This window comes from Xanthomonas sp. CFBP 7698 (assembly GCF_003600855.1).
In the GTDB taxonomy this organism is placed as follows: domain Bacteria; phylum Pseudomonadota; class Gammaproteobacteria; order Xanthomonadales; family Xanthomonadaceae; genus Xanthomonas; species Xanthomonas cannabis.
Map to the genome: position 1 here is coordinate 108,828 of NZ_PRDN01000003.1, position 14,095 is coordinate 122,922.

General features: G+C 66.3%; 15 protein-coding genes and 2 tRNA genes. 6 read left to right on the forward strand and 11 right to left on the reverse strand.

Annotated features, from left to right (window positions below; translation table 11 throughout):
- Positions 1-34: 34 nt before the first annotated feature.
- The 4 genes from nudC to XnspCFBP7698_RS14240 all read right to left on the reverse strand — a co-directional run bounded on the left by nudC (position 35) and on the right by XnspCFBP7698_RS14240 (position 2,907).
- Positions 35-934, reverse strand: coding sequence for an NAD(+) diphosphatase (nudC, locus tag XnspCFBP7698_RS14225; RefSeq protein ID WP_047693400.1), 900 nt, complete (start codon positions 932-934; stop codon positions 35-37).
- 312 nt (positions 935-1,246) lie between these two features.
- On the reverse strand, positions 1,247-1,633 hold the full coding sequence (gene erpA / locus XnspCFBP7698_RS14230; protein ID WP_039408059.1) for an iron-sulfur cluster insertion protein ErpA: 387 nt from the start codon (positions 1,631-1,633) through the stop codon (positions 1,247-1,249).
- A gap of 80 nt (positions 1,634-1,713) precedes the next feature.
- The gene (locus XnspCFBP7698_RS14235; RefSeq protein ID WP_104579282.1) at positions 1,714-2,166 is read right to left on the reverse strand and encodes a polymer-forming cytoskeletal protein; all 453 of its coding nucleotides are present in this window, start codon (positions 2,164-2,166) and stop codon (positions 1,714-1,716) included.
- A gap of 3 nt (positions 2,167-2,169) precedes the next feature.
- Positions 2,170-2,907, reverse strand: coding sequence for a DUF6776 family protein (locus tag XnspCFBP7698_RS14240; protein WP_047693404.1), 738 nt, complete (start codon positions 2,905-2,907; stop codon positions 2,170-2,172).
- A 128-nt stretch (positions 2,908-3,035) separates the two neighbouring features.
- Here XnspCFBP7698_RS14240 and XnspCFBP7698_RS14245 point away from each other — a divergent pair, with 128 nt between their 5' ends.
- The 3 genes from XnspCFBP7698_RS14245 to XnspCFBP7698_RS14255 are packed head-to-tail and all read left to right on the forward strand — an operon-like array spanning position 3,036 to position 7,969.
- Positions 3,036-3,662, forward strand: coding sequence for a DUF4126 domain-containing protein (locus tag XnspCFBP7698_RS14245; protein ID WP_104579283.1), 627 nt, complete (start codon positions 3,036-3,038; stop codon positions 3,660-3,662).
- Between the two features lie 38 nt (positions 3,663-3,700).
- Positions 3,701-5,665: an EAL domain-containing response regulator gene (locus XnspCFBP7698_RS14250; protein WP_104579284.1), complete on the forward strand. Its 1,965-nt coding sequence runs from the start codon at positions 3,701-3,703 to the stop codon at positions 5,663-5,665.
- Positions 5,666-5,704: 39 nt separating this feature from the next.
- Complete coding sequence (locus XnspCFBP7698_RS14255) at positions 5,705-7,969, forward strand: ATP-binding protein (RefSeq protein ID WP_146093149.1); 2,265 nt, start codon at positions 5,705-5,707, stop codon at positions 7,967-7,969.
- 494 nt (positions 7,970-8,463) lie between these two features.
- Here XnspCFBP7698_RS14255 and bfr read toward each other — a convergent pair whose 3' ends face one another.
- The 3 genes from bfr to XnspCFBP7698_RS14270 all read right to left on the reverse strand — a co-directional run bounded on the left by bfr (position 8,464) and on the right by XnspCFBP7698_RS14270 (position 10,224).
- A complete protein-coding gene (gene bfr / locus XnspCFBP7698_RS14260; RefSeq protein WP_039408039.1) occupies positions 8,464-8,934 on the reverse strand; it encodes a bacterioferritin in 471 nt (156 codons plus the stop codon).
- Positions 8,935-9,316: 382 nt separating this feature from the next.
- Entirely contained in the window at positions 9,317-9,526 is a 210-nt protein-coding gene (locus tag XnspCFBP7698_RS14265) for a (2Fe-2S)-binding protein (protein WP_039408037.1), read from the reverse strand.
- Positions 9,527-9,606: 80 nt separating this feature from the next.
- Positions 9,607-10,224 carry an RNA pyrophosphohydrolase gene (locus XnspCFBP7698_RS14270; RefSeq protein WP_047693410.1) on the reverse strand — a complete coding sequence of 206 codons (618 nt, stop codon included), beginning with the start codon at positions 10,222-10,224 and terminating at the stop codon, positions 9,607-9,609.
- Between the two features lie 118 nt (positions 10,225-10,342).
- Between XnspCFBP7698_RS14270 and XnspCFBP7698_RS14275 the strand changes: the two genes are divergently transcribed.
- Together XnspCFBP7698_RS14275 and XnspCFBP7698_RS14280 are read left to right on the forward strand one after the other, a co-directional pair.
- Positions 10,343-10,419: transfer RNA gene (locus XnspCFBP7698_RS14275), tRNA-Met, on the forward strand.
- A gap of 52 nt (positions 10,420-10,471) precedes the next feature.
- Positions 10,472-10,546 (forward strand) — tRNA-Gln (locus XnspCFBP7698_RS14280).
- Positions 10,547-10,998: 452 nt separating this feature from the next.
- Here XnspCFBP7698_RS14280 and rpsI read toward each other — a convergent pair.
- Both rpsI and rplM read right to left on the reverse strand, forming a co-directional pair.
- Complete coding sequence (gene rpsI / locus XnspCFBP7698_RS14285; protein ID WP_005990700.1) at positions 10,999-11,391, reverse strand: 30S ribosomal protein S9; 393 nt, start codon at positions 11,389-11,391, stop codon at positions 10,999-11,001.
- 2 nt (positions 11,392-11,393) lie between these two features.
- Complete coding sequence (gene rplM / locus XnspCFBP7698_RS14290; protein WP_003483082.1) at positions 11,394-11,822, reverse strand: 50S ribosomal protein L13; 429 nt, start codon at positions 11,820-11,822, stop codon at positions 11,394-11,396.
- A gap of 182 nt (positions 11,823-12,004) precedes the next feature.
- Here rplM and coq7 point away from each other — a divergent pair, with 182 nt between their 5' ends.
- The gene (gene coq7 / locus XnspCFBP7698_RS14295) at positions 12,005-12,658 is read left to right on the forward strand and encodes a 2-polyprenyl-3-methyl-6-methoxy-1,4-benzoquinone monooxygenase (RefSeq protein ID WP_047693411.1); all 654 of its coding nucleotides are present in this window, start codon (positions 12,005-12,007) and stop codon (positions 12,656-12,658) included.
- A gap of 65 nt (positions 12,659-12,723) precedes the next feature.
- Here coq7 and XnspCFBP7698_RS14300 read toward each other — a convergent pair whose 3' ends face one another.
- Entirely contained in the window at positions 12,724-13,038 is a 315-nt protein-coding gene (locus tag XnspCFBP7698_RS14300) for a multidrug efflux SMR transporter (protein WP_039413262.1), read from the reverse strand.
- Positions 13,039-13,200: 162 nt separating this feature from the next.
- Positions 13,201-13,995, reverse strand: coding sequence for an adenosylmethionine decarboxylase (gene speD / locus XnspCFBP7698_RS14305; RefSeq protein WP_005990692.1), 795 nt, complete (start codon positions 13,993-13,995; stop codon positions 13,201-13,203).
- Positions 13,996-14,095 lie beyond the last annotated feature (100 nt).

Genomic DNA, 14,095 nt, shown 5'->3' on the forward strand with positions numbered 1-14,095 from the left:
GCCCACCCGACGCGTGCGCGCGCCGCCGATGCGCTCAGCCATGGGTGCGATACCAGTGCTCGATCAGCGCACGGGCGATCGAGATGGCCGGCGGCAGGCCGATGCCCTCCTCGCCGCCCTGCCCGGCCAGCGCGGCACCGATCTCGGCATGGCCGACCCAGCGTGCATCTTCCAGTTCGCCGGTCACCTGCGGCACTTCGCTGGCGTCGGCATGGGCGCTGAAGCCCAGCATCAGCGCGCCGGGAAACGGCCAGGGCTGCGCACCCTGGTAACTGCAGTGCCGGATCCGCACGCGGGTTTCTTCATGCACCTCGCGCGCCACGGTCTGCTCCAGCGATTCGCCCGGCTCGACGAAGCCGGCGATCACCGAATAACGGCGCGGCGCCCAGCTGGCCTGGCGGCCCAGCAGCAGGCGCGCACCGTCGCTGACCGCCACGATGATCGCCGGGTCCACGCGTGGATAGTGCTCGGTCTGGCACTGCGTGCAGTGTGCGATGAAGCCGGCGCGGCGGAACACGATCGCCCCGCCGCACACACCGCAAAAACGCGTGCGCGACTGCCAATGCAGCATCGCCCGCGCATACGCCACTGCGGTGGCGATCTCCGCCGGCCACTCGGCCGCCGCCTGGCGCAGATCCACCCGCTGCGGCGCCTTCAGGTCGAGCGGATCGGCCGACAGGCAGAACCAGCCCTCCTCCCCGCGCAGGCCCAGGAAGATCGCCGCCTCCGGACCATCGGCAAGCGCCGCGCCCTGCAGCACCAGCGGCTGCCCCTGTGCATCGGCCAGGGCAGTGCCCTTGGCATCGATCAATAGCACGCGGCCCTGCGGCCACAGCTGCGCCAGTGCGGCAGGATCGTCACGCAGCGCATCGCCGCGGTCGAGCGGCGCGTGGCTGAAGGCAAAACCGGACAACGGAAAAGTGGACTCTGACATCGGCGCAAGCCTGCCGATAATCGGCGACACCCGCAACCATGCAGCGCACGGTCGCCGGCCATCTCGCGGCGCGCGTTCAGATGGTGACCACCGAACCAGGCCGCGGGTCCGCGCGGCAGGTGCGCGGCCTCATCGCCTTGACGTGTGCGCTACAGCCGAAGCGTGAGCCATCGGCAGATCGACGGATGGTTTATGCCAGCGACACAGACGAACCCGCGTGGCGCATCTGGCCACTCCGGCGCCGCAGGTCCACGACGGTGCCCCGACGTATCGTGCACCGTCCTTGCAGCGGACGTTTCCGGCCAGCCGGCGTCAGACGCTGAAGCTGCTACCGCACCCGCAGGTGGTCTTGGCATTCGGGTTGCGGATCACGAACTGCGCGCCGGTCAGGCTTTCGGTGTAGTCGACCTCGGCGCCCATCAGGTACTGCAGGCTCAGCGGATCGACCAGCAGCGTCACGCCATCGGTGGCCACGGCCAGATCGTCTTCGGCACGGTTCTCGTCGAACTCGAACCCGTACTGGAAGCCGGAACATCCGCCGCCTTCGATGTACACGCGCAAGGCCAGGTCGGCATTGCCTTCTTCCTGGATCAGCTCGCGCACCTTGGCGGCGGCGGCTCCGGAAAAGTTCAGCGGCCGGTCGATGGACTGGTAGTCCGGCGCCGGGGCGGCGGTGGGAAGCGAAACGAGCGTACTCATGGCCCCAGCATGGGGGTCGGGCGGCCTTACTTCAAGCCGCTCCCGACAGCCAGCGCGCCGCGCTTCAGCCGCCCACCGGCTCAGGCCTCGGCGGTTTCGGCCTGCAAGGTCTTGGCCGGCTCGGCGCGGCTCGGGTCCGGGGCCGGCAATGCGGCGGTCACGCCCGCGGCGGCGGCCGCATGGATCAGGCGCCCGGTGAGCTGCGCACCGGCGCTCATTTCCACCACCTGGTAATGCACATTGCCCTGCACGCGCGCATTGGCAGCCAGTTCGACCCGCTCGGCCGCATGCACATCGCCGGTCAGCTGGCCGTTGATGATCACCACCGGTGCGCGCACCTCGCCCTCGATGCTGCCCTGATCGGCCACCGTCAGGGTGGCGCTGGCGCCGTCCTCGGCGATCACCTTGCCCAGGATGCGGCCCTCCACGTACAGGCCACCGCTGAACAGCACATCGCCGCGAATCACCACCTGCGGGCCGATCAAGGTGTCGACCACGGTCTGCGCACCACGGTTGGATTTGTTTCCGAACATGAGCTACTCCCCCGCGCCATTGCCGGCGACTTTCCAGTCGAATGTCTGAGTGACCGGCGCCCCATCGCCGCTCAGGGAGATTTTGACACGTTGCGGGGTGAAATCCTTCGGCAGGATGACGCTGCCATCGAGCTGCTGAAAATAGCGGAACGAGTAAGGCTGGCCGGCGGCATCAGGCGTCTGGTGCAATTCGTTCCAGCTCACCGTCACCAGCTTGCCGGCGCGCACGCCTTCCACCGCAAAGCGCAGCTGGCCCTGGCTGATCGCGCCGCGGTTGAGGTTCTGGGTCAGCACCACGCTGTAATTCCAGGTACCGCCGGCTTCGGCGGTGAACTGCACCGAATGCGCGTTGAGCCCCTTGCGCTGCGCCGTGGAGCCCACCAGCCGCTCGTAGAACGCCACATCGGCGCGCAGCGCGGCAATCTGCTCGTCGCGCTCGGCCAGCGAGGCCTGCACCTCGGTATTGGCGGCCCGGCTGATCTTGTCCGACATCGCCAGGTTGACCTGGCGCTGCTGCAATTGCTCGATGGTGCGCCGCTGCTGGGCCTGGCTGCGCTGGGCCTGCTGCAGTGCCGCCTCGGCCTGGACCAGGCGCGGTGCCGCGGTGCGTGTGGCCATCCACCACACCCCAGCCAACGACGCCAGCCAGACCAGAGCCAGCACGATCCACAGCCAGCGGCCGGTCGCACGGCCACCGCCCGACTCCCGGTGGACGATCTGAACGCGTGCGGCTGGTCTCATGGGCATCGGGTCCGGACGGGCCGGCGCTGTGGTCGGCGGCGTAGTGTGCCAGAGCCTTGTCGACCGTCGCTCTGGCGCTGGAACGGCCGTTATCCGATAGTTCCGCATTGTCCGCAGGAAGCAACGCCATGAGCGAAGCCCATCTGTTCGTGATCGGCATCCTGCTGGCCTGGCTGGCCGGCATCCGCGTCTACCTCACCGTGTTCGGCGTCGGCCTGGCCGGGCTGCTCGGCTGGATCGAGTTGCCGCCTGCCCTGCATCCGGCGCAGTCGTGGTGGGTACTGGGCACCTCCGGCGCCTTGGCGGTAGCCGAATTCTTCGCCGACAAGATCCCGGGCGTGGACTCGGGCTGGGATCTGCTGCAGACCCTGGCGCGCGTGCCGGCCGGTGCATTCCTGGCCGCCGCCACGCTGTCGCCGGACGGCGATCTGGGCGCCGGCGCCCTGGCGGCCGGTGCCGGCGTGGCGCTGACCAGCCACACGCTCAAGGCCGGCACCCGCGCCCTGCTCAATACCTCGCCCGAACCGGCCAGCAACTGGGTCGCCTCACTGGCCGAAGACACCATCGCCACCGCCGCCCTGGCGCTGGCCCTGGCGCACCCGTGGCTGGCACTGAGTGTTGCGGTGGGCTCCAGCGTGGTAGCCGCGCTGGTGGTGTGGTGGGTGTGGCGGCTGTTGTGGCGTGGCATGCGCCGGCTGGTGGCGCCGGTGCGCGCTGCCAGCACGCCGGCTCCACGCCGCTCCCCGCTATCGTGAAGTTCATCGCATAATCATCGCGACTGCAGGGAGTATCGATGGCCGCCCGAGATCCGGTTCCTTTCACCACCCGTGACGACACCGCCACGCGTAATCGCCCGCTGCGCGCCGAGACACCGCCGGCCGACTACTGGCGCCGCTGGGCCGACGAGGCCGCCGGCGCGTCCGACGTTGCCGCGCCGGTGAGCGCCGCCATCATTCCCGCACCCATCCTCGCTGCCGCGCCCGGGCCTACGCCGGTGGCGGCGCCAGCGCGGGCGGTGAGCCAGGCCGGTCACTCGCCCATTGCAGCGGCGTCGCCCCCCACCGCGGCGATGGCTGGCGCCAGCCTCGACGGCGGCGACACCATTGCTGCCGACGCACCGTATCGGGTGCTGATCGTCGAAGACGACCGTTCGCAGGCCCTGTTCGCGCAGAGCGTGCTGCATGGCGCGGGCATGCATGCGCAGGTGGAAATGACCGCTGCCAGCGTGCCGCAGGCGATCCAGGACTATCACCCGGATCTGATCCTGATGGATCTGCACATGCCCGAGCTGGACGGCATCCGCCTGACCACCCTGATCCGCCAGCAACCCGGCCAGCACCTGCTGCCGATCGTCTTTCTCACCGGTGACCCGGATCCGGAGCGTCAGTTCGAAGTGCTCGACAGCGGTGCCGACGACTTCCTGACCAAGCCGATCCGCCCGCGCCACCTGATCGCCGCGGTGTCCAACCGCATCCGTCGCGCACGCCAACAGGCGCTGCAGCAGGCCGGCGAACAGGTCAGCGTGCGCAGCAACCCGGAAACCGGTTTGCCCACGCGTGGCCACGTGATGCAGTTGCTTGCCGATGCGCTGGAGCGCAAGCAGTCCGGCGGGCTGTTCTTCATCGAGATCGCCAGTGCGCTCGGCCTGCGCGAGCGTTATGGCTATGCCGCCTACGAGCGCCTGATGACCCAGGCCGGCCATCGTCTGGCCACCGCCGCCCAGCCGTACCCGCTGGCGCGTCTGAACGACAACAGCTTCCTGTTGCTGGCCGTGGACATGGACGAAGCCGGCCTGGTGCAGCGCGCGCTGGAGATCCGCGAGCGCCTTTCCGCCAACGCCTTCCCGGTGCGCGAAGAAGAATCCGTGCACGTGCGCTGCGCCATCGGCGCGGCAGCGTTGAGCCTGGGCTTCGACGATACCGGCAGCGCGCTGGAAGCAGTGGAACGCACCGCCCTGCAGGCGCGCCTGCGCAGCGACGGCGTGCAGACCTATCTGGCCCCCAGCCAGGCCGAACAGCAGGAGCAACTGCGTCTGGTCGAAGGCCAGCTCGAGCTGGCCTATCAGCCGATCGTGGCCGTGGCCGGCGGCGACACCGCGCAGTATCAGGTGCTGCTGCGGCTGCGCCAAGCCGATGGCACCCTGCTGTCGGCTGGCCAGGTCATTCCTGCCGCAGAAGCGGCCGGGCGCATTGCCGATCTTGACCAGCAGGTCATGGACCACGCGCTGGGCCTGCTCCACCTGTACCAGCACGCCAGCCCGCCGCTGCGCCTGTTCGTGTCGCAATCCCCGCGCACGCTGGCGCGCGATGCGTTTGCAGACTGGTTGCTCAAGGCGCTGGTGGAACGTGGCGTGGCCGGGCAATCGTTGATCGTGGACCTGCGCCTGGACGATGCCTTGATCCACGCCGTCACCGTGCAGCAGTTCTGCGCCAGGTTGATGCCGGCCGGCGTGCAGTTCTGCCTGAGCCAGTTCGAGCCCGGCGACGAAGCCAATGCGCTGCTGAGCCAGTTACCGCTGAGCTTCGTGCGCATGGCCAATCGCTTTGCCGATGCGCATGGCAATGCCGCGGTGCGTGACCAGTTGCGCGGCGTCATCGACATCGCCCACCAACGCGGCCTGCTGATCATCGGCCAACGCATCGAAGACCCGCAGGCAGCGGCCGCCATGTGGATGAGCGGCGTGGATTTCATCCAGGGCAACCTGGTGCAGACCGTCGGCAAGGAACTGGACTTCGACTTCACGAACGCGGTGCTCTGAGTGACGGCACAGGCAGGACGCCTTCGCGGCTGGAGCATCCTGGTTGCAGTCGCCGCACTCGCCGCAGCACTGGGCGCAGGCCTGCAATGGAGTGCCGTCCCGGGCCCGTGGCGCGCGCTGACCGCCGCCGCTGCCGCGCTGGCCGTGGTGTTTGCCGGTTGCGCGGCCGTGGCGGCCTATCGCAGCGTCCGCCTGCAGCAACTGCTGGCGCAGCGCCTGGAAGAAGCCGACCTCGCGCGCGAGCGGCTGCAGCAGGAACTGCAACGCCACGGCGAACTCGAACAGGAACTGCTCCGCGCCAAGCAGGCAGCCGAAGCCGCTGCGCTGGCCAAGGGCGAGTTCCTGGCCACCATGAGCCACGAAATCCGCACCCCGCTCAACGGCATCATTCCGATGCTGGAGCTCATCTCCAGCGGCCAGCTCAGCCTGGACCAGCGCGACATGCTGCAGACCGCCACCGGCAGCTCGCTGCAGCTGCTGCGCATCGTCGACGACATCCTCGATTACTCCAAGCTCGAAGCCAACAAACTCGAACTGGAAATCACCACCTTCAACCTGCGCGAGCTGCTCGACGGCGTCGTGCAGCTGCTGCAACGCACCGCCGAAAGCCGCCAGCTGCGCCTGGGGCTGGACATCGAGCCATCGGTGCGCCTGCTGGTACGCGGCGACCCGATCCGCCTGCGCCAGGTGCTGGGCAACCTGATCGGCAATGCGATCAAGTTCACCGAGCGTGGCAGCATCGATATCCAGCTGCGCCGCCTGGGCGAAACCCGTGCCCAGCATCTGTTGCGCTTCCAGGTGCGCGACACCGGCATCGGCATCGCCCCGGACCAGCAGGCGCGCCTGTTCCGCTCCTTCGCCCAGGCCGACGCCTCCACCACCCGCCTGTACGGCGGCACCGGGCTGGGGCTGGCCATCTGCAAGCGCATCATCGACCTGATGGGCGGCCGCATCGGCGTGGAATCCGAGCCCGGGCGCGGCGCCACGTTCTGGTTCGAGATTCCCTTGCTCAAGGTCATCGGCGACCTGCAGCAGGCCACCGGCGCCGATGCCGCGCGGGTCATGGTGATCAGCTCCGATGCGCGCCTGACGCAGCGGCTCAAGCGCCTGCTCGACAGCTGGGGCGTGTCGCATGTGCTGATGGAAACCACCCAGGACGCGCTCGAACGCGTGCGCCGCCACAGCGACGGCGAAGGCTTCCGCTGCGTCATTGCCGACCACGACACCCTGCGCTACAGCGCGCGCGCCGTGCATCGCGCGCTGGCCCGCGCAGAGGACAGCAGCGGCTCGCAGCTGATCTGGCTCTACGGCGACGAGCCGGTGCCCGCCGAACTGCAGGACAACGCCACCCTGGTCCCGCGGCAGAGCCCGGACGAGCTGCTGCGCACGCTGGTGCTGCCACCGGAGCCCAAGCCCGTGCACGCACCGGCACTGACGTCGGCGATGATTCCCGAGCCGCTGGCGCCGCCCATGGCCAATGCGCGCGAGGTGCGCATCCTGCTGGTCGAGGACAACCCGGTGAACCTGCTGGTGGCGCAGAAGCTGCTGGCGGTTCTTGGCTTCGAGGCCGACACCGCCACCGACGGCGAAGCGGCACTGAGCCGCATGGAATCGACCCGTTACGACATGGTGTTCATGGACTGCCAGATGCCGGTACTGGACGGCTATGCCGCCACCCGCCGCTGGCGTGCAATGGAAACCGAAAGCGGCGGCCGCCCGATCCCGATCGTGGCGATGACCGCCAACGCCATGGCCGGCGACCGCGAACGCTGCCTAGCTGCCGGCATGGACGACTACCTCTCCAAGCCGGTCGCCCGCGAACAGCTCGATGCCTGCCTGCAGCGCTGGCTGCCCCGTCAGCCGTTGCTCCCGGGCCCCACCAGCGGTGCAGCGCCGGCCGATCCCGAGAGCGCCAGCGCCGGCGCCCAGGCCCGCGCGCTGCCGATCCTGGACAGCGGCGTCATCGACGAGCTGTACGAAGTGGCAGGCGCCGACACCATCACCATCCTGCAGCTGTTCCTGGACGACGCCCCGGGCATCATCGAACAGCTGGAAGCCGCGGCCGCCAACCGCGACAGCATGCAGCTGCGCGACCTGGCCCACACCCTCAAGTCGTCCAGCGCCAACGTCGGCGCCCTGACCGTGTCCAATGCCGCACGCCGCATCGAACTGGCCGCGCGTACCGGCACCATCGAACGGCCCTCGGTCATGGTCGCCCTGGTCATCGCCGAATACGCCCGCGCCCGCCTCGCCCTGCTGGGCCAGGTCGCCCGCCTGCAGGCCGCAACCCGCGCAGCCGGCTGACGATCGCCATCGTTACAGGATTCGGGACGTCTGACGTCTGACGTCTGACGTCTGACGTCAGTCAGATGTTGCCAGACGCTGACAGCATGACTAAGCCCCTCTCCCGCCGGGAGAGGGGTTGGGGTGAGGGTACGGGCAAAGCCACCCGCAATTAACACCCATCGCTATGCACGCAACGAGCTCCGCACCAACCCGCAACGCGAACCACTGCCAACAGTGCATCAAGTGACAAACACTCCGTCGCCCACGCACATTCCCGCCTGCGTAACCATCGCGACAACGCTCCGAACAACAAAGAACGCGCCACACGATAGGGGTGCACCAAGTCCATTCCCACCGGAAGATGCATGAGGTGGAGCCACGCGCGAAGCATGCAATTCAGGCGCAAAGCCAGACGCCCGAAGCGAAACAACTACCAGCAGCCAACCGCTCTTACCCGGCCCAACTGCCCATCACCAACTCAGCGTCCTGCGCCCACCGGGCGCTCAGCGCGCTCAGTCATCCAGCTTGGTCAGCAGGTAGTTCGGCTCGCCGATGCGCGCCACCAGATCAAGCTGGGTTTCCAGCCAATCGATGTGCTCTTCTTCGGACTCCAGGATATCCACCAGCAGCTGGCGGCTCACGTAATCACCGACGGTCTCCGCATACGCCACGGCTTCGCGCAGCACGACCACCGCCTCGCGCTCCAGCGTCAGGTCGCAGCGAAACATCTCGGTCGGGTTTTCGCCGATGCGCAGCTTGCCCAACGCCTGGAAATTCGGCAGTCCCTCGAGAAACAGGATGCGGTCGGACAGCTTGTCCGCATGCTTCATTTCATCGATGGATTCCTTGTACTCATGCTCGGCCAGTTCCTTCAGGCCCCAGTTCTTCAGCATCTTGGCGTGCAGAAAGTACTGGTTGATCGCAGTGAGTTCGTTGTAGAGCACCTTGTTGAGGTACTCGATGACCTTGGTATCGCCCTTCATGCGATGTCTCCGAGACAGTGAGCCGGCCGCACTTTAACGCGTTGGCGCAAGGCATGAAGGAACGCGAATCGTGATCAGTTGCGTGATGCCCGCCGAGACCAACGAGGCCATCTCTGGGGGGCGAGCAGGCTGCCCGCGGCAGTCATCGCAACGACCGCAGCGAAGCACCTGCCAATGCGCGAGCCGCGATCAACGCAAGCGCAATAAGCGCGACAGCACCACACTGGAGTCAGAGACACAGACCAACGATGGAGCCCAGAGACCTCGTCTCTGGCCTGGCCAGAAGTCCGAACGTAGCCACCCGATAGCGCGGCTATGCAGTGGGGCGATCCACGGCAGGCCAGGAGGCGCCTCCACGACCGACCGCCGCGCAGCAGGCTCCCTAGGCAGCGCTTGCCAGGCCCACCAGCGGTAGCGGCAACGCACGTGTTGCGTGCGCCTGGTGCAGCAGGTCGGCTGCCATGTCCAGGCAAGAACCGCAGTTGGAGCCGCAGCCGGTTCGCATAGTTAGCTCGGCCAGGCTGGCGCAGCCGTTGTCGGCCGCTTCGCGGATCTGGTGGTCGGTGACCCCATTACAGATGCAGACGTACACGGTATCGGTCGGGTGCTTGCGATCCGGAGAGGACCGACACCGATTGCACCGCAAACGAGAATAGGTGTCAATTCCAAACGTTAATCATTATTAATCCGCACTTGGCGAGGCCCGCCCCGCTTGCGTGGGCGTTTGCGCGGACTGTCGTGACCGGCCGCGCTGCTGCCCGGCAACCATGCCTCCAGCGCACGCTCCGGCATGACCCCGACCGCAGCCGGCCCCGCCAGATTCTGCGCGAGCGGCGCCAGGTGGCGCAGCGCGCGCGCATAGACCCCGCGCTTGAACATCACCACGTGCTCGACCGGGTACCAGAAATCCACCCAGCGCCAGTGGTCGAACTCCGGCGTGTCGGTATGGTCGAGCTTGAGATGGGATTCGTCGCCGGTGAACTGCAGCAGGAACCACACCTGCTTCTGCCCGATGCAGACCTGTCGCTCATTGCGGCGCACCGCCCGGCTCGGCAGGCGATAGCGTAGCCAGCCGGGCGTGGCGCCGAGCAGTTCCACATGCTCAGGCAACAACCCGGTTTCTTCGCGCAACTCGCGGTACATGGCTTCGACGGGCGTCTCGTCGGTATTCATGCCGCCTTGCGGGAACTGCCAGCCGTCCCTGCGCACACGTCGTGCCCAGAACACCTGACCGTCCTTGCGCATCAGCACAATACCGACGTTTGGCCGGAAGCCGTCCGGATCGATCACGATGCGGACTCCTGAAAATCTACTGTCACCGACTCTGCCACGGCGACGCCCGGCTCACAAGCTGAAAACGAAATGCTTGACAACACGCGGATGCTTCGTGAGAATTGCCGGCTCCCTAGGCTATGTAGCTCAGCCGGTTAGAGCACAGCACTCATAATGCTGGGGTCGGTGGTTCGAGTCCACCCATAGCCACCAAGGTATCCAGGCCTGCCCAGGCATGCGATACTCTGGGACAACACGTTTTTATTGCCCCGTCGCCAAGCGGTAAGGCACCTGACTCTGACTCAGGCATTCGGTGGTTCGAATCCATCCGGGGCAGCCAGACACAGAAGGTCCGATCGAAAGATCGGGCCTTTTTTGTTGCCGCCATGACCGGGCCGGCCGTTCGCAGAGTAACGCGCCAACAGCGTAGCCACCTCCACCCAACCGATACCGGGACAGGCACTGCGACGTCGCTCAAGCTGATCGCGCCCGTACGGGACGATCGTCAGGCAACCGAAACCGCCATCGGCGCATTGACACACGAAGCAGCGCCGCGCCGCCGCCTGGCGCTCCGGATGCACGGCCGCACCGACCGACACATGCCGCCATGCCGCCTCGCCTCCTCCTGCCGCGACTACTGCCGTGCCACGCCAATCGATCGGGCAGACCCCCGCCTTGCCATTGCCCTAGGTGGGCGCGCGCATAGGGATCGCCCAAAACGACAAAAGCCCGGCAATGCCGGGCTTTTGAAGCAGCGGCCCCGGCGAACCGGGGCGCAGCAAACGCGATGGATCAGCGCTTGGAGAACTGGGTCGCGCGACGTGCCTTGTGCAGACCGACCTTCTTACGCTCGACTTCACGGGCGTCGCGGGTCATGAAGCCAGCCTTGCGCAGCTCGGACTTCAGAGTTTCGTCGTACTCGACCAGCGCACGGGCGATGCCCAGACGGATCGCACCGGCCTGGCCGGTGGTGCCGCCGCCGGAAGCGGTGACCAGGATGTCGAAGCTCTCGGTGTTCTTGGTGAGCTCGAGCGGCTGACGCACGATCATGCGCGCCGTCTCACGGCCGAAGAACTCGTCCAGCGGACGGTCGTTGACGGTGATCTTGCCGGTGCCCTTGCGCAGGAACACGCGAGCGGTGGAGGACTTGCGGCGGCCAGTGCCGTAGTTTTGCGTGATAGCCATGATTAGATATCCAGAACTTGCGGCTGCTGGGCGGCGTGCGGATGCTCGGCACCCGAATAGACCTTGAGCTTGCGGTACATGGTGCGGCCCAGGGGGCCCTTCGGCAGCATGCCCTTGACGGCGATTTCGATCACGCGCTCCGGGTGGCGCTGCAGCGCCTGCTCCAGGCTCTCGGTCTTCAGGTTACCGATGTAGCCGGTGAAGCGGTGATACTTCTTGTCTTTCAGCTTGTTGCCCGTGACGACGATCTTCTCGGCGTTGATCACCACGAGGTAATCGCCGGTATCGACGTGAGGGGTATAAACCGGCTTGTGCTTGCCGCGCAGGCGGCGGGCCAGTTCGGTGGAGAGACGGCCGAGCGTCTTGCCGGCGGCGTCAACGAGATACCAGTCGCGCTGGACGGTCTCGGACTTGGCGGTGAACGTAGTCATGAGAAAACTCTTGAGTGGTCGGGCGGATTGCAGCGGCCGAAGACCACTGGAACTTTGCCACGCGTTGTGAAGGCGAAACAGAAGAGGCGGGATTGTACGCGCCAGCCCACCGCGGCGCAAGCCGCCCCCACCGCGAGTGGCGGGCGGTTGGCAGCGGGTCGGCCGGGGGCCAGAATCCCTGCATGACCCAGACCTCCCCTACCCGACTGCAAAGTCCGCTCGACCGGCTGCTGGTCGAAGCCCAGCGCGCGCTGGAGACCGTCTTCGGCAACCCGCCTGCCGAGCGCCCCAATCCCGCCGCCGACACCCCGGATACCGCCTTGTCACCCGACCAGCGCCGCCATGCCGCCGGCCTGATGCGCATCAACCACGTCGGCGAAGTCTGCGCCCAAGGCCTGTATTTCGGGCAGGCCGCGGTCGCCCGCGACGCACACACCCAGCACCATCTGCTGGAAGCCGCGCAGGAAGAAACCGACCACCTGTCCTGGTGTGCCGATCGCCTGCACGAGCTGGACAGCCGCCCCAGCCTGTTCAACCCGCTCTGGTATGCCGGCAGCTATGCACTCGGCGCGCTGGCCGGGCTGCGCGGGGACGACTGGAGCCTGGGCTTCGTGGTCGAGACCGAACGCCAGGTGGAAGCCCACCTGGACGAACACCTGGAAACCCTGCCCGCAACCGACCAGCGCAGCCGCGCGATCCTGCGCGTGATGAAGATCGACGAAGCCCGCCATGCCGATCAGGCCGAGCAGGCCGGCGCACGCCTGCTGCCGCCTCCCATCCCCACCGCCATGGCGCTGGCGTCCAAGCTGATGAAGACGGTGGCCTACCGGCTCTAGCCGGGATTCGGGATTCGGGATTCGGGATTGGCGAACGTGGGGCGCCGGCCCGCGCAGCGGGCTGACTAACTGACCAACTTCAATCCGATCACGCCGGCGACGATCAGCCCGATGCAGGCCAGCCGTGACCATGAAGCGCTGTCGCCGAACAGTGCGATGCCGGCGATGGTCACGCCCAGCGCGCCGATGCCGGTCCAGATCGCGTAGCCGGTGCCTACCGGAATGGTCTTCAGGGCCTGGGTCAGCAACCACAGGCTGATGCCGGCCAGGCCGATGGTCAGCACGGTTGGCCACAGTCGGGTGAAGCCATCGCTGTACTTGAGCCCCATGGCGAAGCCGATTTCGAACACGCCGGCCAGAACGAGATAGATCCAAGGCATTGCAGTACTCCTCACAGAAAAAACGGACAAAAAAAAAGCGACCCAGTGTGTGCACACTGGGCCGCCGTCGGCTGTGGAACGCGAGGTCATCGCGTGGCGGGCCGTCCCGCCTTGATTCGGTTGCGCACCTGCGAACAGGCGCACATCGGTCGTTCGCTGCGCTTACTCGCTCAGGTTACGCCCGTGGAACAGCTCTTCGATCTCGCGCTTGAGCAGCGTTTCGATCTTCATGCGCTCCTTGAACGAAAGGTTCTTGGCACGCTCTTCGAACAGGTACTGATCCAGATCGAAGTCTTTCAGGTGCATCTTGGTGTGGAAGATGTTTTCCTGATAGACGTTCACGTCGAACATCTCGTAACGCGACTTCACGTTCTTGGCCAGGAAGTGCTGGATCGAGTTGATCTTGTGATCGATGTAGTGCTTTTTGCCCTTCACGTCGCGCGTGAAGCCGCGGACGCGGTAGTCCATGATCACGATGTCCGATTCCAGACTCTCGATCAGGTAGTTCAGCGCCTTCAACGGCGAGATGACCCCGCACGTGGCGACGTCGATGTCGGCGCGGAAGGTGGCAATGCCTTCCTGCGGATGCGTTTCCGGATATGTATGGACAGTGATATGGCTCTTGTCCATATGAGCAACCACGGCATCGGAGATCAACTCCTTGCCGGCCTGCTTCTTGTCGATCACCGGCTCTTCGGAGATCAGGATCGTCACCGATGCGCCCTGCGGATCGTAGTCCTGGCGTGCGATATTGAGGATGTTGGCACCGATGATCTCGGCCACATCGGTCAGGATCTGCGTCAGGCGATCGGCGTCGTACTGCTCATCGATATACTCGATGTAGCGCTGACGCTCTTCTTCGGTACGCGCATAACAGACGTCGTAGATGTTGAAGCTCAGCGCCTTGGTGAGGTTGTTGAACCCCTGTAGCCTCAGGCGAGGCAACGGCTTGACCACGTCGGTCTGTCCTTATGGAAAGCGGGAAAGGAGTCAATTATGAGCCAAAGATCCCAGCAACGAAATGCCGATGTTGAGAATGGTTTACCTTGCATGACTC